This is a genomic window from Chitinophaga rhizophila, from assembly GCF_019492185.1.
Taxonomy (GTDB): domain Bacteria; phylum Bacteroidota; class Bacteroidia; order Chitinophagales; family Chitinophagaceae; genus Chitinophaga; species Chitinophaga rhizophila.
On the sequence record NZ_JAICCF010000004.1, the window covers coordinates 1,007,040 to 1,029,773 of the forward strand.

The 22,734-nt window shown below is 46.1% G+C and carries 19 protein-coding genes; 9 read left to right on the forward strand and 10 right to left on the reverse strand.

What is annotated here, in order from left to right; translation table 11 throughout:
* The first annotated feature begins 126 nt into the window (after nucleotides 1–126).
* Together K1Y79_RS23535 and K1Y79_RS23540 are read left to right on the forward strand one after the other, a co-directional pair.
* Nucleotides 127–1,020, forward strand: a complete 894-nt coding sequence (locus K1Y79_RS23535) for a DUF72 domain-containing protein (RefSeq protein ID WP_220252644.1) — start codon at nucleotides 127–129, stop codon at nucleotides 1,018–1,020.
* Nucleotides 1,021–1,150: 130 nt separating this feature from the next.
* Nucleotides 1,151–4,081 carry an FAD-binding and (Fe-S)-binding domain-containing protein gene (locus K1Y79_RS23540; RefSeq protein WP_220252645.1) on the forward strand — a complete coding sequence of 977 codons (2,931 nt, stop codon included), beginning with the start codon at nucleotides 1,151–1,153 and terminating at the stop codon, nucleotides 4,079–4,081.
* 265 nt (nucleotides 4,082–4,346) lie between these two features.
* Here K1Y79_RS23540 and K1Y79_RS23545 read toward each other — a convergent pair whose 3' ends face one another.
* A complete protein-coding gene (locus K1Y79_RS23545) occupies nucleotides 4,347–5,231 on the reverse strand; it encodes an inositol oxygenase (RefSeq protein ID WP_220252646.1) in 885 nt (294 codons plus the stop codon).
* A gap of 599 nt (nucleotides 5,232–5,830) precedes the next feature.
* Nucleotides 5,831–7,480, reverse strand: a complete 1,650-nt coding sequence (locus tag K1Y79_RS23550; RefSeq protein ID WP_220252647.1) for a sodium/sugar symporter — start codon at nucleotides 7,478–7,480, stop codon at nucleotides 5,831–5,833.
* Nucleotides 7,481–7,617: 137 nt separating this feature from the next.
* Between K1Y79_RS23550 and K1Y79_RS23555 the strand changes: the two genes are divergently transcribed.
* Entirely contained in the window at nucleotides 7,618–8,649 is a 1,032-nt protein-coding gene (locus K1Y79_RS23555) for a hypothetical protein (RefSeq protein WP_220252648.1), read from the forward strand.
* Between the two features lie 125 nt (nucleotides 8,650–8,774).
* On the opposite strand, the gene K1Y79_RS23560 is transcribed toward K1Y79_RS23555, so the two are convergent.
* Together K1Y79_RS23560 and idi are read right to left on the reverse strand one after the other, a co-directional pair.
* Complete coding sequence (locus K1Y79_RS23560) at nucleotides 8,775–9,740, reverse strand: (-)-gamma-cadinene synthase (RefSeq protein ID WP_220252649.1); 966 nt, start codon at nucleotides 9,738–9,740, stop codon at nucleotides 8,775–8,777.
* A 33-nt stretch (nucleotides 9,741–9,773) separates the two neighbouring features.
* A complete protein-coding gene (idi, locus tag K1Y79_RS23565; RefSeq protein WP_220252650.1) occupies nucleotides 9,774–10,289 on the reverse strand; it encodes an isopentenyl-diphosphate Delta-isomerase in 516 nt (171 codons plus the stop codon).
* A gap of 311 nt (nucleotides 10,290–10,600) precedes the next feature.
* Between idi and K1Y79_RS23570 the strand changes: the two genes are divergently transcribed.
* The 4 genes from K1Y79_RS23570 (at nucleotide 10,601) to K1Y79_RS23585 (ending at nucleotide 14,137) form a co-directional block, all read left to right on the forward strand.
* A complete protein-coding gene (locus tag K1Y79_RS23570) occupies nucleotides 10,601–11,080 on the forward strand; it encodes a GAF domain-containing protein (protein WP_220252651.1) in 480 nt (159 codons plus the stop codon).
* 23 nt (nucleotides 11,081–11,103) lie between these two features.
* Nucleotides 11,104–11,874, forward strand: a complete 771-nt coding sequence (locus tag K1Y79_RS23575; protein WP_220252652.1) for a tyrosine-protein phosphatase — start codon at nucleotides 11,104–11,106, stop codon at nucleotides 11,872–11,874.
* A gap of 10 nt (nucleotides 11,875–11,884) precedes the next feature.
* Complete coding sequence (locus K1Y79_RS23580; protein WP_220252653.1) at nucleotides 11,885–13,165, forward strand: nucleotide sugar dehydrogenase; 1,281 nt, start codon at nucleotides 11,885–11,887, stop codon at nucleotides 13,163–13,165.
* A 288-nt stretch (nucleotides 13,166–13,453) separates the two neighbouring features.
* Nucleotides 13,454–14,137 (forward strand): response regulator transcription factor, encoded by a 684-nt coding sequence (locus tag K1Y79_RS23585; protein WP_220252654.1) that lies wholly within the window; start codon nucleotides 13,454–13,456, stop codon nucleotides 14,135–14,137.
* Between the two features lie 10 nt (nucleotides 14,138–14,147).
* Here K1Y79_RS23585 and K1Y79_RS23590 read toward each other — a convergent pair whose 3' ends face one another.
* Nucleotides 14,148–15,698, reverse strand: coding sequence for a sigma-54 interaction domain-containing protein (locus K1Y79_RS23590; protein ID WP_220252655.1), 1,551 nt, complete (start codon nucleotides 15,696–15,698; stop codon nucleotides 14,148–14,150).
* A gap of 459 nt (nucleotides 15,699–16,157) precedes the next feature.
* Between K1Y79_RS23590 and K1Y79_RS23595 the strand changes: the two genes are divergently transcribed.
* Nucleotides 16,158–17,162, forward strand: a complete 1,005-nt coding sequence (locus tag K1Y79_RS23595; protein ID WP_220252656.1) for a hypothetical protein — start codon at nucleotides 16,158–16,160, stop codon at nucleotides 17,160–17,162.
* A 503-nt stretch (nucleotides 17,163–17,665) separates the two neighbouring features.
* On the opposite strand, the gene K1Y79_RS23600 is transcribed toward K1Y79_RS23595, so the two are convergent.
* Together K1Y79_RS23600 and K1Y79_RS23605 are read right to left on the reverse strand one after the other, a co-directional pair.
* Nucleotides 17,666–18,475, reverse strand: coding sequence for a ThuA domain-containing protein (locus tag K1Y79_RS23600; RefSeq protein WP_236059784.1), 810 nt, complete (start codon nucleotides 18,473–18,475; stop codon nucleotides 17,666–17,668).
* 26 nt (nucleotides 18,476–18,501) lie between these two features.
* Nucleotides 18,502–18,981: a hypothetical protein gene (locus tag K1Y79_RS23605; RefSeq protein ID WP_220252657.1), complete on the reverse strand. Its 480-nt coding sequence runs from the start codon at nucleotides 18,979–18,981 to the stop codon at nucleotides 18,502–18,504.
* A 171-nt stretch (nucleotides 18,982–19,152) separates the two neighbouring features.
* Here K1Y79_RS23605 and K1Y79_RS23610 point away from each other — a divergent pair, with 171 nt between their 5' ends.
* Nucleotides 19,153–19,470, forward strand: coding sequence for an SWIB/MDM2 domain-containing protein (locus tag K1Y79_RS23610; RefSeq protein WP_220252658.1), 318 nt, complete (start codon nucleotides 19,153–19,155; stop codon nucleotides 19,468–19,470).
* Between the two features lie 97 nt (nucleotides 19,471–19,567).
* On the opposite strand, the gene K1Y79_RS23615 is transcribed toward K1Y79_RS23610, so the two are convergent.
* The 3 genes from K1Y79_RS23615 to K1Y79_RS23625 all read right to left on the reverse strand — a co-directional run bounded on the left by K1Y79_RS23615 (nucleotide 19,568) and on the right by K1Y79_RS23625 (nucleotide 22,731).
* Nucleotides 19,568–21,154, reverse strand: a complete 1,587-nt coding sequence (locus K1Y79_RS23615; protein WP_220252659.1) for a T9SS type B sorting domain-containing protein — start codon at nucleotides 21,152–21,154, stop codon at nucleotides 19,568–19,570.
* A gap of 221 nt (nucleotides 21,155–21,375) precedes the next feature.
* On the reverse strand, nucleotides 21,376–22,080 hold the full coding sequence (locus K1Y79_RS23620; protein WP_220252660.1) for an FkbM family methyltransferase: 705 nt from the start codon (nucleotides 22,078–22,080) through the stop codon (nucleotides 21,376–21,378).
* Nucleotides 22,081–22,185: 105 nt separating this feature from the next.
* The gene (locus tag K1Y79_RS23625) at nucleotides 22,186–22,731 is read right to left on the reverse strand and encodes a PglD-related sugar-binding protein (RefSeq protein ID WP_220252661.1); all 546 of its coding nucleotides are present in this window, start codon (nucleotides 22,729–22,731) and stop codon (nucleotides 22,186–22,188) included.
* Nucleotides 22,732–22,734 lie beyond the last annotated feature (3 nt).

Genomic DNA, 22,734 nt, shown 5'->3' on the forward strand with positions numbered 1-22,734 from the left:
CAGTTAGCTTTTCGCCTAGTTGTCCAATTATACCCCTAAGTGGGGCAGAGAAACCCCGGAACGCGGAAAACCCTTTGTAAATACGGAATGTATTACCTTCGGACAAAACCTCAATAGACGTTAAATATGGACTTTGGTCGTGTTGATCCGGCAATGCTGGATGAAATTGATTTTAAATTGCCTGCTGAACCAACATTTAATAAAACTGTACTCAAAGGCAAAGCACTGAAAAAACCGAAGATATACCTGGGCTGTGCTAAATGGGGCCGCAAGGAATGGGTCGGCAAAATTTACCCAAAAGGTACCAAAGAAGCCAACTTCCTCGACGAATACGTACACCACTACAACAGTATAGAACTGAATGCTACCCATTATAAGATCTATAGCCCAGCCGATATCGCTAAATGGGATGCCCGTGCTACCGGTAAGCACTTTAAGTTCTGCCCTAAAGTCCCACAGACTATCAGTCACTACAGCAGCCTTATAAATGCGGGTGCAAAGACCACCGCTTTCCTTGAAGGCGTTCTTGCCTTTGGCAAACACCTCGGTCCAATATTCCTGCAACTGAGCGACAGATACTCTCCTAAAAGGAAAGATAATCTCTACCAATACCTTGAAAGCCTCCCGCAAGACCTGCAATTCTTCCTGGAGGTACGGCATTCCGACTGGTTCAGTGACAACAAAATCAGAGAAGAGCTGTTCAGTACCTTACGTAAACTTAATATCGGCGCTGTCATCACCGACACTGCCGGCCGCCGTGACTGCGCGCATATGCACCTGCCGGTAAGGAAAGCCTTTATCAGATACGTAGGTAATAGCCTCCATCCTACTGACTACGTACGGGCAGATGACTGGGTACATCGCATCCACTATTGGTTGCAACATGGCCTGCAGGAAGTCTACTTCTTCATGCATATGCATAACGAGGAGTTCTCGCCCGAGCTGACCGTCTATATGGTCGATAAGATAAAAGCGGTCTGCGGCATCGAACTGCAAAAACCAACCTTCCTCAAAGGGTGATTGCTGAGTTCCTATCCGCCATATCGTCTGTTCCTGATTCCCCGATCCTGATTTTTAACCGCCAGGCTATATTGCATTTAGCATATCTTATCCTTACTTTTACCCTCTGAACAGGGAAGTTTAATAAATTATGCGAGATAAGCTCAGGGTATTGGCCCGTAATCTGACGGGTACTCTATACGATGATGATACGATGCGTACCTTGTATGCAACCGATGCATCTGCCTACAGGGAAATGCCATTGGCAGTAGCCATCCCGGCAAACGAAGAGGATATCAAAACATTGATTGCCTTCGCACGCGCCAATAAAACATCACTGATACCCCGTACTGCCGGCACCTCTCTTGCCGGACAGGTTGTAGGGAACGGCATTATTGTCGATGTTTCAAGAACCTTCACTAAGATACTGGAAATCAATACTGAAGAACATTGGGTAAGGGTACAGCCGGGTGTGATCAGGGACGAACTGAACATGTTCCTGAAGCCACACGGGTTTTACTTTGGTCCGGAAACCTCTACTGCCAACAGGGCTATGATCGGTGGTATGGTGGGTAACAACTCCTGTGGCTCCAACTCAGTAGTTTACGGCAGTACCCGTGAACACCTGCTGGAGGTAAAGGCCATCCTCAGCGACGGATCAGACGTGGTATTCAAAGCCATCTCTGCCGATGAGTTCCATGCCCGCTGTGAGCGTAACGATAACAGTCTCGAAACGACCGTATACCGTCAGCTGCGTACCATGTTGGGCAACCATTCCAATCAGGAAGAGATCCGCAGGGAGTTCCCCAAGCCAAGCATTACCCGCCGTAACACCGGATATGCGGTGGATATGTTACTGGAAACAGCACCCTTTACTGCGGGAAAAGAAGATTTCAACTTCTGTAAACTCATAGCCGGTTCTGAAGGAACACTGGCTTTCCTCACTGAAATAAAACTCAACGTATCTCCCCTGCCTCCGAAGGAGACCGGGCTGCTGTGCGTTCACTTCAATAACATCGACGAGTCCCTGCGCGCCAATATTATCGCGATGCGGTATAAACCAAGCGCCAGCGAACTGATAGACCATTACATCCTGGAATGTACCAAGGATAACATCCAGCAAAGTAAGAACCGCTTCTTTGTACAGGGTGACCCAGGCGCTATCCTCGTAGTAGAATTTTGCCGCGACAACCGTGAAGCAATCACCGAAATCGCCAATGAGCTGATCACCGAGCTACAGGCTGCGGGTCTTGGCTACCACTTCCCTCTCCTGTTCGGGGAAGACACTAAAAAGATCTGGACCTTACGTAAAGCAGGTCTGGGCCTGCTCAGTAACCTGCCAGGTGATGAGAAAGCTGTTCCGGTAATTGAAGATACTGCTATTGATATCGAAGACCTGCCGGCCTATATCCGCGACTTTAACGATATCCTGAAGCAATACGGGCTATATTCTGTTCACTATGCCCATGCGGGCAGCGGCGAGATCCACCTGCGTCCTATCATCAACCTGAAAACGGAAGAAGGTAATCAGCTGTTCCGGAAGATCGCCGAAGAAATTGCGACCCTCGTGAAGAAATACCAGGGCTCCCTCAGTGGTGAACATGGCGATGGCCGTCTACGCGGTGAATTTATCCGCCAGATGATCGGGGAAAAGAATTACTCGCTGCTGCGCGAACTAAAGTATACCTGGGATCCGGAGAATATTTTCAATCCGAATAAGATCGTCGATACGCCCAGTATGAACAGCATGCTGCGTTATACTCCCGGGCAGAAAACACCGCCGCTGAAGACCGTCTTCCACTTCCCTGAGCAGACCATCCTGCAACATGCAGAGCAATGCAACGGCTCGGGCGACTGTCGTAAAACTGAGAAAAGCGGTGGTACCATGTGCCCAAGTTATATGGCTACCCGCAATGAAAAGGATACTACCCGCGCCAGGGCTAACATCCTGCGCGAGTTCCTGACTCATTCCAACAAGGAAAACAGATTCGATCATAAGGAGATCTACGAAGTACTGGACCTTTGCCTGGCCTGCAAAGGCTGCAAGTCTGAATGTCCGTCTAACGTAGATATGGCCAAACTGAAGATGGAGTTTCTCCAGCATTATCACGATGCAAATGGAGTACCCTTCCGGGCAAAACTTATCAGCAACTTCACCCGGCTGAACGGACTGGCAACTATTGCACCAGGCATTTACAACTGGATGATCAATACTCCGCTGACCAGTAACCTGATTAAGAAGACTTCGGGCTTTGCACTCAAACGCTCGCTGCCGGAACTGCAGGCCACTACGCTGAGAAGCTGGTTTAAAAAGCAATGGCCGCAGGAGAAATCCACGCTGCCGGCCGCAAAACATACGGTGTACCTCTTCTGCGATGAGTTCACCAATTTCAACGACACACATATCGGTATCAAGGCGGTGAAGCTATTGCATCGTCTGGGCTATGACGTGAAGATGATCGAACATCAGGAAAGTGCACGTGCCTGGATGTCGAAAGGCTTACTGCGTAAAGCGCGCACCTTCGCAGAAGAGAATGTGCGGATCTTCAGCGATATCATCAACGACCAGGTGCCACTACTTGGTGTAGAACCGTCTGCTATCCTGAGTTTCCGTGATGAATACCCGGATCTGGTGCGTGAAGACCTGAGAGAGAAAGCGCAATTGCTTGCACCTAATGTATTCCTGGTAGATGAATTTCTGAGCCGGGAAGCCGCCGCTGGCCATATCTCTTCCTCATTGTTTACCACAGAGAAAAAGCAGGTCAAATTACATGGTCATTGTCAGCAGAAGGCCCTGTCAACGCCCATCCACAGCAAAAATATCCTTTCGTTACCTGCCAACTACGCCGTAGAGATCATACCTTCAGGCTGTTGCGGGATGGCTGGTTCCTTTGGTTATGAGGCAGAGCACTACGACCTGTCTATGCAGATCGGTGAAATGGTACTATTTCCGGCCGTGCGGAATGCATCCGAAGAAACCATCATTGCCGCTCCTGGGACGAGCTGCAGGCACCAGGTGAAAGATGGTACTGGCAAAAAGGCAAAACATCCGATAGAAGTGGTGTTTGAAGCATTGGTCTAAACCCCGCACATCAGCAAGGCCGGATCAGTACATAGTATCTAACCGAGACCGGAAAACGGGGGTATGCACATCAGGTGGATGGAGTAAAAAACAAAAAGAAGGTGCACGTACTAAAGGGATTTGGTATGCTGACCGTAATATAAAAGCGTAAGGGCTCACCATGGATGGTGGGCCCTTACGCTTTATAAGTAGCTGGCAGTGTTGCCAGTCATTGGATACGATATATTTTACTATGAGCGGCATATGGCCGAACAAGTCTTCGCGCTTACAGCCTGATCATGTCGGGCAGGTACTTAGCAATCAGCCCTTCGTAGTAAGGCTTCAGTTCACTGATTACCGGCGGTTTCGGACTCTTTGAGTAAAGATCATAAGGATTGAATTTCTTTACCCATTCAAACATCTCCCTGTCATGATCGTTCATGAGGTGCGCATAGGCGTCTTCCCGGTGTTGGGCATAGAAAGAGTGATAGCGAATCATATATAACGCCGGCTCAGGCAAATGGTCTTTCATCATCTGGTAAAGGTATTCATCATGCCCCCAGGAAAGATCGACCTCATTCAGGCCACAGTTCGGGCTATAGATACCATATTTTGTATTGTAACGTTCATCCTGCTCATCAGGATTGGCAGCAAAAAACTCAGGATAAACTATTTTGTCAGAGAATTTGCAGCCTACAGGGAAAGTATCTCCTACTACCGCCCATTGCGGCTCTCCGAAGAGACACAATACTTTACCCATGTCGTGAATAAACCCGGTGAGTACGAACCAGTCGGGATGACCATCCGCCCTGATAGCCTCGGCGGTCTGCAGCAGGTGTTGCAGTTGATCGAGTTCAATATCAGGATCTGAATCGTCTACCAGGGTATTCAGAAACTCCATTGCGCCCCAAACCGGCATTTCCTTCCGGCTGAAACTCAGAAATTCCTTCTTCTTTTGCTGGACAAAGTCATAAGTCTGGTATTGATGGTTCAGGCGGTAAAACTCCCTTACAGTATCACGACCCGGATTATCGTAGTTACGGTATTCCTCTTTGGACTTATCTGTTTCAGGAACTGCTGGTTCCGGATAGCGCAATAGTACGTCATCTTCCCATTGCTCAATGCTATGTAATGGATTCAATTCTTCGTTGGAAAAGTTGTTTGAGCTCATAGTTCGTGGAAATTGAAATGGAGAAAATAAGATGTTAGTCTGCTCATCTAATTTACTGATTTCAATCGATTTCCGGAAAAAAACATGGGAAAATCGATGCATGTTGGATGGAGTGTTGTATCCGTGGTGGTGGCAGTAAATATGCCGTACGTGGTCCTGATTTGAACATGTCAGGGGTATGTCAGGGGTGTGTTGACCGCATACCCGCTCCCAGTAAGGCATTAGCACGCTTTGGGTTGGCTATTAGTCCGCATCAAGTCCACCTCTAGTCCACCCCTAGTTCGTACCTTATATACCCTTAGTCCGTACCGAGTTCACATCTTGTCTGCATCGTGTTCAATGCTATTCCTGGGCTACTTCCCTATTCATTTCATTCCAGTCTATCTCCTGGCTGCATCGGATGTACTACCAGTTCATATTGAGTTCATCCCGGGTCTGCCGGAAACGTCATTCCTCCTTGCTCCGGCGGTACTCCGACGAAGCTGCGGTTTTGTATACCGACTGACGGATACTCATTATAGAAAAAAGGGCGTCCTGTTGGTTTAACAGGGCGCCCTTTTATTGTTATCAGGGGATCTACCTAATTACTAATTTATTGATTACCAGAATACTGTGTACAAAACTACCAGTATACCCGTAATGATAGCACTACCTACCAGGAATGCTGGTGTAGTACGGAACATAGAAGTATCGATCTCAATGATGCGTTTCTGATCTTTGCTGCGCTTGTCTGCCAATGTCACTACAATCATCAGTACTACCAGGAAGACAAAGACGATGGTCATACGGTCCAGGAAAGGATAGTCCGGGAATGCACCGTTCGTCCAGGCTGGCAGGAAATTAAGCAGGGCTGATAATGGGATGGTCAGTATTGCCGCCAGCAACGCTGCCAGCGAGGTAGTGCGTCTCCAGAAGAAACCCAGCAGGAATATCGCCAGGATGCCTGGTGAGATATATCCTACACAATCCTGGATAAACTGGTACGCCTGATCCAGTGTAGTCAGTGCAGGCGCTACTATACAAGCGATCAGCATGGAAACAATGACAGCGATACGGCCTACTCTTACCAGGTGTTTTTCACTGGCATTTTTATTAAAATACTTATGGTAAATATCCAGGGAGAAGATAGTGGAAATACTATTCAGTTTACCCGCCAGCGAAGCCACGATAGCGGCAGTCAGCGCTGCAAATGCGAGTCCTTTAAGCCCCACAGGCAGCAGGTTCATCAAAGTGGGGTAAGCCAGGTCTGGTTTTACTACGCCGGCCGCATTTTTCAACTCATCATTGAATACACCTTCTTTGAACAGCACGTAGGCGGTAATGCCGGGAATGACTGCAATCACCGGTATGATCAGTTTCAGGAATGCCGCGAACAGGATCCCATTCCGCGCCGTCTTCAGATCAGCGCCGAGGGCACGCTGGATGATGTATTGGTTACATCCCCAGTAGTTCAGGTTATTGATCCACATACCACCGATCAGTACAGAAAGTCCGGGCAGGTCTTTATAGTAAGGATGGTCGGAGGAGAATATCATATGGAAATGGGTATCAGCTTTTTCTCTTACGATGGTGATCCCTTTCAGGATATTATCCCCATAACCAAAGTGATTGGATACCAGGTTCAGGGCCAGGTAAGTTGTTGCCAATCCACCGACAATCAGCACGAACACCTGGATGACATCCGTATAACCGATCACCTTCATTCCGCCGAGCGTTACCAGCAATGCGAAGATGGCCAGGCCGATGATACACCAGAAGAATGGTATACCTGAGATGGCGGTGATAGCCAGTGCACCGAGATAGATGATAGATGTAAGGTTTACCAGCACGTAGACAATCAGCCAGAAAATGGCCATGATCGTACTTACCGTCGCGTTATAACGTTCCAGCAGGAACTGCGGCATGGTGTAGATCTTGTTCTTGAGGTAAATAGGTATGAAGAAGATAGCCACAATGATGAGCGTGGCGGCAGCAATCCATTCGTAAGACGAGATAGCCAGTCCGAGCGCGAAGCCTGAACCTGACTGTCCGATGAAGTGTTCTGCCGAGATATTAGAGGCAATCAGCGACGCGCCGATGGCCCACCAGGTCAGAGAACCTTCTGCCAGGAAGAAGTCTTTGGTGCTGGCAGTTTTTGATCGCTTGCGTTGAAATACATAATAACCGAACCCGGCTACAATGATAAAATAGATAAAGAAAACCAGGTAATCCCAGTTCTGTAAGTGGTGCGTATCAGCTATTTGGTTCATATCAGGGATTTAAAGGCCCGCTCACAAGCTGTTTTCAGACCGTAGCATTAAGTTTGATAAGTAAAAAAGCGGGTCAAGATACTTAAATAAACATTATTTCAATAGCCCGCATTGTTTTTACGTTATATTTACCCTGTATGTTAGAAGTAGATAAAAAGGAAGCGTACCTCCTGCAGCGGGCGGTGCGTCAATGGGAATCCGAAAACCTTATTACCCCTGAGCAGGCTAGCCGTATGAAAGATTCCTGGCGGGTGAGGCAGGGTGACTGGCAGGCGGTGACCCTCTATATCTTTATTGCGGCTATTTCATGTGCATTGATGGCTTTCGGTTCACTGGTGCTGGATGAAAAATGGATTGAGGTATTTCGTCTGAAGTATTCGCTTACTGACGGAATAATATCCGCACTATTTGCCGGGCTAACAGTGTTTCTATGTCTGCACGGTTACCGCCGTCAGCAGAAACAACCTGCTTACTCGCTCAACAGGGAATTGTTCTGGTTATTGCCGATCCTGAGTATAGGCGTCAGTGTCGTGTACCTGGGTAAGTCGGTACAGTACCTGAATGGTAATCATGGCGCGTTCTGGCTGCTGGCCACAGTGGCATACGGAGTGATTGGTGTGTTGCTGGGTTCCAGGTTGATGTGGACAGCAACCCTGCTATGCCTGATACCAGCTTACGTAAAGCTTACTTACTATCTTTCTGAGGACAGTTCTTTTTTCTGGGGAATGAACCTCCCGTGCCGCATGGTATTGCTGGCAGTGCTGATGATTGGTATCCATTCGTTGTTCCGTAAGAATCGTTTATACTCAGCGGTGAAGCACATTACCTGGGCCGGCAGCTGGCTGTTACTAATGGTTTCAGGCTGGATGATCTCTATATTTGGCAATACTGCGTCTTTTGAAGAGTGGCAGCAGGTAAGGCAGGTACATCTGCTATGGTGGGTAGCGGGATTTACGATATTGTGTGTACTGGTATTGTTGTGGGGTATTAAAACACACGATACGATGGTCAGGGATATGGCAGTGTTGTTTTTACTGCTGGACCTGTATACCAGGTATTTTGAGTACTTGTGGGACCGCACGCATAAGGGCGTATTCTTTACAGTGCTGGCCTTGTCGTTCTGGTGGCTGGGTAAGATGATAGAGAAGAAACTAAGAACCCGGACATAGATTTATAGATATGAAATGCAGCGAAGACCGGCCTGCATATACATCAGGTTTGGCCTGTGATATGCGCTGATCTTCGCTGCATGATTAAGGTCGGGTTGAGACTTCCCGATTCCTCTTTTTCAAATTTACCTGGCTACGCCAACTTCCACTTCCCTGTTTACATATCTTCCGGTATCGTGAAAGCTCCAGTCGTAATTGGCTGTGATCCAGGAGCGCAGTACTGACAGGAATCTTTCCAGTTCAGCGTCTACTTCGGCTCCAAAGGATGGCAGCAGTTTTTCGAGTGCGGTAAAGAGTTTGACTTCTTCGTCGTGCATCCTGGCGGTTTCGTTGACAGCTTCCTGGAGGGAGATATTGCGTTCATGATGTAATACGAGAACGAGATTATGGACATCTCCCTGTTTAGCTTCTTTTGCACAGGAGAAGATGTCATTGGCCCAGCACACGATATTATTGCAGGCCAGTACCAGTCGCTGTACGATGAAGTGCTGCAGAATATGTGACGGCAGATAGACTTTTTCTATGATCTCGATAGCTTCGACATCAGCAAACAATGCACCGGTGTAAGGCCGCATCGTTACATATTCAGCTACAGTAGGCGTGCTGCCGGCGGCTCTGTTACCTGCTTCCCAATGGCAGGAAGTGAAGTATTCTTCCATACTTCTGATAAAACGGGTCTGCCATGCAGTATCGCCCAGTGCCTGCATACGTTCCCATATGTCAGTAAAACTTCTTCCCAATACGGTATCAACAGGCTTATTATGCTTCAGGATATCCATAAAGCCGTCAGTAACGTGTTCCAGGTAAACAGCTTTTTTCCCGAGTTGGGCTTCATCGCACTGATCATCCAGCATAAACAGCCAGGTGTTAAAGTTAGCGATGGTGCAGAGTTCATGAAAACCTGCCTGTGGAAATGCTCTGGCAGCCAGCCAGGCAAAGCGGGACTTGTCAAAACGGGCCATTGCTTCAGGAGTGGTAATGAAGCCGAAGTCAGCCACCCATTGACGGTTCTGTTCGTGCGCTGCTGTTACGTATTGGTTAATAAGGGAGGGGAACGGATAGATTATCCGAGGCAAGGTGATCGTTGGCATAGTAAAAAGTGGGTTAAGTGGGTTAAAGGGACATCATTCCCTTAATTGATCAATTACTTTTGGAAAGGCCAGTCTGAACCAACTGGTGAATTGCTCAGGAGTTGCCGTAAGCTGCCGTAGGATTTCATCTATTGGTAAATAATGAAATGCGTGTACTTCAATGGGATCTGGGTGGATCTCTCCGTTATAGAAGCCTACCCATACGTGGTCGTATTCATGTTCAATCAGACCGTTGTCAAATTCTGTGCGGTAAGTAAACTGGAATAGTTCGCGTAACGGGCAATCAAAGCCCATTTCTTCTGCAAGACGCCGGTGTGTGGCGGCTTCCACGGTTTCGCCCGGGAGGGGATGACTACAGCAGGCGTTGGTCCACAAGCCTCCGGAATGATATTTATCGAGTGCGCGCTGTTGTAGCAACATCTCTCCTTTATCATTCAAAACAAAAACTGAAAAGGCCCTGTGCAGGAGACCTTTTTCGTGTGCTTCCATTTTTTCCATCAATCCTGTTTCCTCATCGTGCTCATTCACCAATATTACCTGTGCTTTCATACAATGACAAATATATGGTTCATATTTTATGTAAACGAATCCCGGCTAACATAAGCATCCTTATAGCAATAACAGGCCGTTACCCGGCGGGGAGTGAATAGTCATCATAACAGGTGTCTTTTAAAGTAACGTTTACAAATTCTGGCTGATGGATTTTCAATAGGGACATTGCTGACGGCAGCTATGGGTTAAAACTTATGATTCCAAATTACGTATTTATTTGTTCATTTTATCTTTTCGGTTTGTTCATTTTATCTTTCCCCTGCAGTGGTTTTGCATAGCTCCCTTCAAGTTTCACTATATTTGCAATTATGGCAGAAGATCTGAGTATCATTAAAGGCGACAAGACCGCAGAATATCAATCTATTATTCCGCAGATTGATGCACTCATTACGGGGGAACCCGATCTGATTGCAAACCTGGCAAATACGGTCGCTGCACTCAAAGAGCAGTTTAACTGGTTCTGGGTAGGTTTTTATCTTGTAAAAGGCGACGAGCTGGTATTAGGCCCTTTTCAGGGGCCGGTAGCTTGTACCCGTATTAAAAAGGGGCGCGGTGTATGCGGCGCAAGCTGGGCAGCGGCGAAGACCCTTGTTGTTCCTGATGTGGAGGCATTCCCTGGCCATATTGCCTGCAGCAGCCTGTCAAAGTCAGAAATAGTAGTCCCTGTAATCCGCAATGGCGTGGTTATTGGTGTATTAGACGTAGACAGCGAACTACTGAATCATTTCGATGAAACTGATCAAAAGTACCTCGAACAGATTGTAGCTTCCCTCGATTTTGAAGCATAACTTCATATACCAGACCCGTTAAAATGATGTTTTTTTTCCGCAAGAAGTCTGATACCACCAATGCAAATATTCCGTTCCTTGCCGGAATAGAGACTGATATCCATTCCCACCTGGTACCGGCAGTAGATGATGGCGTGCAGGATGTGGATACCTCTGTCCGTTTTATTGAAACATTGCATGAATTAGGCATTCAGAAGGTTATCACTACACCGCATATTATTATTGACCGCTATCCAAATTCTGCCGAGACCATCAGCGCTCCTTTCCAGTCAGTAAAAGAAGCACTGCTGGCCAAAGGTTCTACTGTCAGCCTGCATCATGCGGCAGAGTATTATATGGATGAATACTTTGAGGAGCTGATGAAATCTTCCAGGCTGCTGACATTGAACGGAGAGCTGCTGCTGGTAGAGATATCTTTCATGTGTGCACCTCCGCAGCTGCATCAGTGGCTGTTTGATCTGGCCGCATTAGGCTACCGGCCTATACTGGCACATCCGGAACGTTACAATTACTACCACCAGCAAACGGAGGAATACCGGACTTTTAAACAGCGCGGGTGCCACCTTCAGGTCAACCTGCTGTCGCTGACAGGGTACTACGGCCGCCATATACAAAAAGCGGCAGAATGGCTGATTGACCAGGAGCTGGTAGACTTTATCGGAACCGATCTGCACCATGACAAACATCTGCAGGCGATTAAATCGATTGCGAAAGACAAAAAACTGGTCAAACTACTCGAGCACTACCCTTTTAAAAATAAGACGCTGACGACCGCCGCACAGGTGATCAAGTAATATATTCGACATGATAGCAGTAATCGGCCTTGGCTACGTGGGCCTGCCCCTTGCGATTGAATTTGCCAGGAAGTACGACGTACTGGGATTTGACATTAATGAAACACGCGTACAGGAATTGTGCAACGGGCAGGATAAAACCAGGGAAGCGGATATTGATGCACTGCATACCGTACTGGCAGCCGGCAAACAATCCACTGCCGGCAAAGGATTGCGTTTTTCCTTCGATACGGAGGATCTGAAAGCACACCAGATATTTATTGTTACAGTTCCTACGCCAATAGACGAGTTTAAGTCGCCCGACCTGACCTACCTGCTGGCAGCATCTGCTATGCTGGGCGGTATTCTGAAGCGGGGGGATATCGTTGTATATGAATCCACCGTATACCCGGGATGTACAGAAGAGGACTGTGTGCCGGTACTGGAGCAACACTCCGGACTACGTTACAACCAGGATTTCTTTGTGGGCTATTCACCGGAAAGGATCAATCCAGGGGATAAGATCAATACCCTTACCCGCATCAAAAAGGTAACCAGTGGCTCTACCCCTGAAATTGCAACCCGTATTGATGAATTGTATGCGTCTATTATTACGGCAGGTACGCATAAAGCCCCTAGTATCAAAGTGGCTGAAGCGTCAAAAGCAATAGAAAATGCGCAGCGGGATGTGAATATATCTTTTGTAAACGAACTGGCACTGATATTTGACCGTATCGGTATTGATACGAATGACGTGATTGAGGCCGCGTCTACAAAATGGAACTTCCTGCGATATAAACCTGGACTGGTTGGGGGTCATTGCATCGGAGTCGATCCGTACTATCTGGCGCACAAAGCGGAATCACTTGGTTACCATCCCCAGGTTATATTGTCAGGAAGAAGGGTGAATGACCAGATGGGCTACTTTGTAGCGAACAAGGTAGTGAAGCTGATGATAGAAAAGGACCATAAGATCAAAGGTGCCCGCGCCCTGATTATGGGTATTACCTTTAAGGAGAATTGTCCGGATGTACGTAATACGCGGGTAGTAGACATCCATCATGAACTGCAGCAATACGGCCTGGATGTAACGGTGTATGATCCATGGGCCGATGCAGCAGAGGTGAAAAGAGAGTATGGTATCACTATTACAAACAAGCTGGAAGGTCATGAAGTGTTTGACGCGATGGTGATAGCGGTGGCACATAACGAGTTCCTGACCTTTGATTTTAAGAAGTTCAGCAGCCGGAATGCCGTTATTTTCGACACCAAGGCTTGTATTGACCGTGACCTGGTAGATGGGCGGTTATAGCACTGTGAAGTATGCTGCTTACTGCCAGGGCAATATCGTCAGGATATTGCCTTTTTTATCTACAAAATCAATTAGTTGCAATAAATTCATTAACTTTATTTCAGCACGCTGCTTTTATTTAAAAGAGAAAAAATCCCATATCTTTCTTCCAAAGCCTTACTACTTGTTATTATTCTAATTACCCTTGTCATGTAAGGCATAAAAGCCTGGCCGGATTTAATAGCCATTAACAGCCGAATATTAACCTAATAAAGCATTCCTGGAAGAACCGGGAATAAACCATGTACCATGAATACACCTTATCTGGCTACCTCCAGCCTACAGGAGGCCCCTCATTCTAAAATCCTGCTGGTAACAGGAGATATTGCTATTCTCAGGAAGTTCCGCCAGCTATTGATGCCTAGTTATGACGTTCTAACAGCCAATACGGTTGCAGAAGCAGTTCACGTTGCCGGCATGCAGCAACCTGACCTGATCGTATGTGATGTATTAGTCACTGATGCCTCGGGCTACCAGTTTCTGATCTTGCTACGGGATGATCCTTCACTGAAACATCTGCCGTTCATTCTCTTCAACCGGCTGAATGTATCCTCCAACATCCGGAAGGGTATGAACCTTGGTGCAGATGACTACCTGGTATTCCCTTTCACCGGGGAAGAGTTGCTGAAGAGTATCCAGTCCCGTCTGAACCGGTATCATCATATCCGGGAGACTGGTGTGGTCAGGGAGACCTTGATACGTCAGCTGCCTGTGGAAGGCAGGTATCCTATTAACGAGCGGTTGAGCAAGACGGAAGCAAAGATCCTTGACATGATTGCCAGGGGTATGAGCAGCCGGGATATTGCTTCCTACAAATGCATCAGTGTACGCACAGTGGACAATCACCGGCATAACATCACCAAAAAGCTGCAGTTATCCGGTCCCAATGCGCTGGTAAAATTTGCGATTGGCTATGGGGGGCATTATGAGTAAATAATAGCACCTAACGCACGATATGCTCCTTTACGATACCCAGTTTTTTCATCCTGGCTTCCAGGGTGGTGGGTTTTATGTCCAATAGGTCAGCGGCACCCTGCGGCCCTCTGATTCTTCCATTGGAATAGCGTAACGCCCGTATGATGGTCTGCCGTTCAGTCTCCGCTAAGGTAAGCAGCGGAGAACCAGCGCCATCCTCCATTGGCAGCGCTTTATTCCCTGTAGGGACATCAATCGTGATCAGTGGAGTATCATTAGCGATTACTGCCCTTTCTACCATGTGTTCCATTTCCCGGATATTGCCTGGCCAATGGTAATCAACCAGCGCCATGACGGAGGCAGGTGCAATTGGACGTATAGGTTTACCATACTTTCTGGCAGCGTTGCGTGCGAAGTGTTGCAATAACAGCGCAATATCTTCGCGACGCTCTCTTAATGCCGGCAGATGTATAGGGAATACGTAGAGGCGGTAATACAGGTCCTGGCGAAATCGGCCGAGCTGTATTTCATCCTCCAGCCGTCTGTTAGTAGCAGCGATGATACGTACATTTACAGGAATGGTATCACTGCCCCCTATACGTTCGATCTCCTTCTCCTGGATTACCCGGAGCAGTTTTGCCTGCATATCGAGGGGAAGTTCGCCAATTTCATCGAGGAACAATGTACCACCATCAGCCATCTCAATCTTACCGATGCGGCGGTGGAAAGCGCCGGTAAAGGCACCTTTCTCATGACCGAATAGTTCAGATTCTATCAATTGTGGCGGTAGTGCAGCGCAGTTTATTTTTACAAATGCCTTGTGCCGGCGAAGAGACGATAGATGAATAGCTTCTGCGAACAGCTCTTTACCAGTACCTGTTTCGCCAGTCAATAAGACAGTGGCGTCGGTGGGGGCTACTTGTCTGACTTGCTTTATTGCGGGGCGCAGTGCGATACCGCTGACTAATTTGGCCGGTAGCAGTTCGTTGTGCACGAAGAGTTCCTGTTCGTCCCCGTCATTCATGTCCTCTTCTTCGAGCCATTGGGGTAGTGCCTCGCGCAATAACAGTTTTAATGTAGCTGCGGCGAACAATCCGGCGTAGCGGTTTACCGCGATCTGCAACGATTTGGGGAATGTGTTATGATGTTTAGCCAGAATACACAAAAAACCGAAGCTACTGGTATGGTTGCGAAGCGGTACCATTAACATTTCTCTAACACCGCTGTTAAAGAGGGTTGTCTGCAAGGCCGATCTTCTGTCAGGCGCGTACATTTCCAGTACACCTGAGATGTTGTCCTGCATGAAATGTTCACTCACTTTTCTGGGTAGTGGCAACAATGTTAATCCGTCCGTTTTGCGCCACCAGTGGCTGATATGCCCATTTACATCCGCCACGCCGATTAGCAGCGAGAGGGTATGCAGATAGGGTTGCAATACACTACTTATAAATGCAAACAGGTCATCTTCATTTTTGATATTGCCTATTGCTTCTTTCCATTCTATTCTTCCATTCTGTGACTGTACTTCCGGCAAGGTCCCTTCCGGTAATAACAGTTCGATCAAAGCTAACAAATCCATAGTTCCATTACAATTACATGAATAGATCCCCCGAGTCACTATATTTGTGATCCGGGCTACAGCTCCAGTATTTCGTATATGCGGTTATAGTTCTCCAATATATTGGAGCATAGTTTTTTTGTAAAAATGCTCCATATAGTTGGTTTACAAATAATTACTCTACTGGCATAGTGGTTGAGTCTTTGATGGTTAACTATGGGACAAGAAAGATAGAAACTTACTCTGTCACTGTTGGCTTTTCATAGAATGCAGATTATCTTAGCAACTATCGGCTGCTTTTACAAAAACGATACCATATTAGTTTTGGTATAAGCGGCAGCAGACACCCCGGTTAACCATATTATTAAAAATCATGCATTAACGTTAAAAAACATTTTAACGAACCGAATACCATTATTAAAAACCATCTGGACATTTTGCCGGTACGTTTTTAGATTCTTTATTGAAAAATCAGTTTTAATGATGTCTTTTAATGTTGTGACCATTTATGATAACAGGCGGTGGGACCGTTTCGTAAGAAACGCTCACATGTCTGACTTCCATCATACCTGGCACTATCACAGCACGGCTGCAGATGGCGAGCCGTTGCTGTTAGTCTATGAAGAAGAAACCGAATTCATTGCGTTACCCGTTATCAGAAAGAACGAAGGAGAGTCCAATGGCGTACGTCAGTACTCCCTTCACAGTTATGCAGGTCCGCTGTGCAGCACGAATTTCGCATTGCTGAACAGCGGTATGCAGGAGCGTTTTGAAAGTGTGTTGAGGGTTTTTATTGAGCAGCATACGATCATCAGTGTAACAGTACGATTACATCCTTTAATCCATAAGAACTTTAAACCTATAAATCTGGGCGTGTTGCGTAAGCATGCTGAAAGCCTGCTCTTGCAGGTGGGCGATGCAGTAGAAATGCGCAGGGAACATTTCGGAGAAGGCTTTAGCAACCATGTATCGCAGTTGAAACGCAAGGGATATACAGTTCGGCAGGCGGTGGCCATCCAGGATGTTGATGATTTTGGCGCTATCTTTCGCCGCAACATGGCAGCCCTTAATCCTGGTTCTGCTGATCATTATGATAAAGCCTGGTTCAGACAGATGCTACGTCCCGGAGGCTTTGATACCAGTTTATTACTGGCAGGTCAGGGTGCGCAGACCACAGGCGGTGCATTGCTCACCTTCTGTAATGACTTGATGCAGTTGCACCTGGCGGCAACACATGAGAACTTCCTTTTTGATGGTCCGTTACGACTATTATTACATGAAGCGTTACTGCTAGGCAGATCATTAGGAATGCAACATTTGTTATTAGAAGGACTGGGAGGTAAACCGGAGGTTTTATTTGCCTGTAAGGCTTATAGCCCTGATCTGTATCCTGGGTTTACTACCTGGCAGATAGCTGTTAGTGAAGCCGGCAGTCGGGATGCCAGGGCTTGTAAGCTAAGGCAGCCTTTATCAGTAGCCGTTTAAGAAGTACCTATCCAAATAGAAAGAGCGTTCAAATTGAACGCTCTTTTGTTTATGCAGAGGAGATTATTACAAAAAAAAACGGCCAACCATGAATGGAAAGCCGGTCTTTCATCCATTGTTTGTTAACCCCAGTTGTCGAATCCTATTTGGCAACTGGGGCTACCCTCACACGGATTGTTAATGCAATATTAAGACTTTGCTAATTAGAAAGTTGTTAATCCTTGGTTAACGAAAATTTATTGTTACTGCAAGCGGACGGTGTAGGCTGACACGTTTGTTGTATGTATAAATACGCAGTTAAAGCATTGCGTAAACATGCATAAAAATATTTCAGCACATTTACAGGGCATTTATTGGATTTGCTCATAAGAAACCGTTTGGTGTCATTTTCAGTCAATACATTCTTCGTATGATTTTTCAGGTGATAAAAAATGTCTCAGATTCTCTTAAAAAGTTTCCGCAAAGAGGAAAACTGACAATTCAATGACATAAAAAGACGCTGATTATAGCCCAGAAGCCCAGAAAATTGCATTTTTAAAGAGCTGCAGATAGGCTTTATTCTGGAAAAGATCCGGCGAATGACCCATAAAGATGTAAATGTTTCTGGATTTGTAGGCAGGGTTGGTCCAAATTACCGGGTGGTCGCCCATTATTTTGTCGGACGGAGGGTTGTAGGATTGTTCGTCTACCCTGGCAAGCACCTTTACCTGTGGCCGCGGACTTTTATCATAGGTATACCACTCCTCGGTCTGTACCGTAAAAACAGCCGGCAATCCTTTCATGACGGGGTGAACCGTATCTTCGACCCATACGTGTCCCGTTGCAAAATCAGGGATATAGTCTTTAAACCGGATCTGGCCCATAAACGCATAAAACCATGGCCAGATACTATAACCATCAAACTCGCCTAGTAAAGTGGCATGATGGAAACCGACCCAGCCTCCCCTACCCTCGTTTATGTATTGCTCAAAGGCCTTAACCGCCCGTTCCGTCCATCCATAAGGTGGGTAATCCAGCTGAATGAACAATTGGTAATCTGACAGAAAAGCACTGTCAATACGGTCTGTATTGTCGATGTAGTCAATGGTGAAGTTGCTGTCAGCTGCCAATTGATTCAGCCATACGCGTGCAGCCTTTGAATAGGATAAATGATGACCGCCCTTCTCAGCCAGGGCAAGCGCACGAAAACGGGGTTTAGCTGGCTGGTGAGCCTGAAGAAAAGCACATATCAGGAAAATGAAGATCAGGTGGGTATTTTTTAGGAGTGGGTACAGATACATAGCGTTGGAAGATGTACCTCTAAAATAATACATCCTAACCGACTATACCATGTGGGACTTTAACCAAATGGGTGTTTTGACCCGATCCATGTTCCATCTATAAAATGTCTGACAGCGCTGTTAAGATAGGCACTGATCTGGCTATTAGTCTGAAATATGCCAAAGGCTCCTTGCGAAGTATTATGCGTATCACGAATCACGAATGCATATTTCGGACCGTCGGAGCAGTGTATGACGAAGCGGTAGACACCAGGGAACTGGATAGTCCGCGGACTTAGCACCATAGTATGGAAATCAGTAAATGGAATGTATTTACGCTTTCTGCGGAACAGGTTGTATATAATGATATACCCTTCTTCCAGGTATACAGCATGGTAACCGCGGGAATACTCCACGATACGCCAGGCTATTACGATCCATCCCAGCACAGCCAGCAGGAGGTATGGTATTTCGACCAGATAGATAATGAAGCCCAATGCAGCCAAAAGGGCAGCACAGATGCCTAATTGATATATTGGAGTATCCTCATTGAGTATCATTTGTTTAACAGGCGAAGGTGTCATTGGTAAAGGATGTATATATTTTTCAGACTAATATTACGAAGGTAGAATAATTATTCTACCAGTTTCACTGCCAAAAGCCGTTAAAACCCAAACGGGGCATAGTATTTGGTGTTGCGTTGGGTATTACAATCATAAAAAAGGTTTACAATGCCTACTTCAAAACAAACAACAGCAAAACCAGCAGCAAAAACCACTAAAGCAGCCCCAGCGAAAGAATCAGGTGGAAAAGGCCTTAAAGCCCCTCTGACTCCAAGTGCGGAACTGGCAGCTGTTATTGGTAGTGATCCGCTGCCAAGGACCGAGATCACTAAAAAGATCTGGGACTACATTAAAGAACATAATTTACAGGATGCACAGAACAAACGTCTGATCAACGCAGATGAGAAACTGAAGAAAGTATTCAACGGAAAAGACCAGATCTCCATGTTCGAGCTGGCTAAAGAAATGAATCAGCATGTAAAATAAGTTAGCCTCTTTACCTTATTTACAACAAGCAATATGTACAAGGGTTGTTGCCGGAATGGCCACAACCCTTGTGCGTTCAGGCATTTTGCAATCTATGCTACCGTACCAGCACAAGTGTGCCTTTTTGCTGTATTTCCTGCAGCTTACTGTCCGTATAGGTTACTACCCATAAGTAGCTACCTGCCGGTAATCCTGAACCTCTTTCAGTACCATCCCAACCTACATTCGGATTACGGCTTTCAAAGATCAATTGTCCCCATCTGCCATAAACGGCCATTCTGAACTCAGTGACAGCATCATGTACTTTTGCACGGAATATATCATTCATACCGTCGCCATTCGGACTGAAGGCATTTGGCATAAAGACCGCACAGTCCCGCCACTCCTTATTGATAACCGTCTCTCCTTCTACATAACAGTTATGCTGATCGTAAACGCGGTAGATATAATCACCGGCGTCAAGCCCGGAAACCACATTGTCATATCCCCTGGACTGCCCTGATATTTCATAGATATAAGGACTTACCCCACCAGTCACCAACAGTTCCACACTGCCATTTTTTACGCTGCTACAACTAACTGCACTGGCATTAGCAGCAGTGATTTCCATTGGTTCTGGTTCAGTGATGGTAAAGTTATTTACGTTCAGTATGCAGTTAAAGCCATCTTTCACTTCAATGTCATAATTGCCTGCCTTCAAATGTTCAAAGAGGGGTTCATCCTGATAGGATACTCCTCCGTCAATACTGAATGCATAGGGACTTACGCCACCTGATATATTCAGCTTGATAATACCATTTGTATCACCATGACAAATAGGTGCCGAAGAGGTCACATCTGCAGTCAGCTCGTTCTCTCCAATAGCAACAAAGGTAGTTGCCGCAGCGCCGTTCGCCCCTGTAACTGTTACCTTATAAGTTCCCTTCTCCAGGTTCTTTACAATTGAATCGCTGAAGTTACCAGGTTCCCACCTGTATCTGTACGGTGGTTGACCAGCTTTTACCCGCACAGTGGCACTACCTGTTTGCTCGCCCTTGCAGCTGTTACGGGCCTGTACAATAATCTGGGGCACCTCGCGCATATAAGGCGAAAAATCGTCTAACAACACTGCCCGATAGGCGTTGTGACAGATAGTATCCATATATGGGCCAGTAATGAAGTACTTGTAAGCTTTAGTAGTTGAAAATACAGCAGTGTATGGCTTCCAATCCTGGTGCATTATGGCAGGTGATTTCCATAAGATCTCTCCTTTCTCGGTCAATTCGTTAGCGCCGTAGATAGCGAATGATCCGCTGCATACCGAGGAAGAAAAGTATTCAGGTGGATATGCAAGCTTAAAGGATACAGTATACGTCTTATTTGCTTGCAAAGGAGTTACCAGTTCCTGTACAATGCGCTCACTCCAGTCGGGACTGGCCATCATGCCGATATAAGTGTTTCCTGCATACGGAGATTGGGTGATACCACATGCACCCGGCTGTACGTCTGGAGATTGTTCAAACCTCTTCCAGCCATCGGGTAGCATCGATGATAATACTTTCGTTTCTAACGACGGATTTTTCAGTTCTATATCCTGTGCGCTTACCCGATAAAGGCCTGACAACGATAGGCAAAAACAGAGCAATAAGGCACAGACATGCTTAGTAGCTACCTTATATAGGCGGCTGCACTCTGGCTTGTTCATAGGATTGTTAAATAGTCAGGTTAGTCAATGCATCTCATGACCGGGCAACTGCCAGAAGCCCGGATACTGATAAAGATATGTAAAAAATACTTATTCGTAATAATATTAACGTGAGAAAATAGTAATATTACTACCATGTAGAACATAGTTAACTATTCGACTGACAATCAATTGCTATGGCTTTCCGGTCTTTTAATTCGTCTTCATATAAAAGTATGGTGTTACTGCTCAGTACGCATTAATGAATATTCGTATCCTAATGGTGAAATGTAAAATATTCTGTAGTTATATTTATTCAGCAATGCTACTGACTCTTCTGTATCAGCTACTGAAATATTATCAAAGAAGTGATGATATTCGACGAGAATTTGCTCAATTTTTATGCCTGACTCCAGGATGTCTTTCAATACAGGGTACTCTGCCCCTTCTATATCTATCTTGAGTATGTCTATATGGTCATGACCATTTTCTTTCATGATGGTTTGCAGACGTTTTGCCGGCACTTCGAGGTATGCATTCCGATTATTAATCTCCACACTAGAGTGGGATATATAATCAGGATTTGCGGGTTTGTAGAACTTTATATGGCCATCATTGTCTGATAGTGCTACATCATTATAAAGGAATTGGGACGGTAACTGCTGTGCTGCCAACCAATCTCTTACTTCCGGTGTAGGATCGTACGCGTGCACCTTTACGCCATACTTATCGATAACGGAAAGATCAAATGTAATATCATTGCCGATCCCTACTGAATAAATGATACTGTCATGGTTAACAGAGCCTGCTTTTATTACCCATCCACCATAGTCAGAGCCGTGTCTTTCCCTGTGCAACCGCAGTTGTACCCGTGTCCTGGGAGATTTCCCTGAACGCATATGCAGTTCACGCTTTAACGATCTCAGATAATCTTTTATTTTCATCATAACCGGAATTTTTCCTGGAATTAACAATCGACCAATTTTTCTTCAGGTTGCTGATTATCGAAATGAAAGGTACATTAGAGTAACCCTTACCTTCAAATCATAACATCATATAACAACACGGTTGGGAGGCACATCAGTCCATGGAGGGACAACTGCATTGCGCATCACAATAGTGCCGGCACCGATGTTTGCCCCTTCCCCAATGACGGCGCCACCGCCTATATACACCTTTGGACCAACATGTACAAATGCACCAATCTGTACTTCATGATCTACTGCGCTGCCAATATTGAGGATGCAATGCGGACCTATCTGCACATCTGCCTGAATAACCGAACCAGGCATTACCACGGTACCTTTACCTATATACACAGTCTTGCTGATAATAGCTGATTGATCTTTCAGCGTGCAGTACCGATGTGCAACTATTGCTGCAATTCGCTTTCTTGCTGCGTTGTTGCCTATAGCAATAATTACCGGACACTCATGATTGAACATACTGTCATATTTCAGAACCATCCTATCCCTGTACTGCTGCTGTACCTTTACATTATCATCGAAGTAGGCAATCAGCCGGTATCCTTCCTTAATGGCCAGTTCTTCCACTGTCAATGCATGTCCGCCTGTACCATATATTAGACACGTTTCCATCAT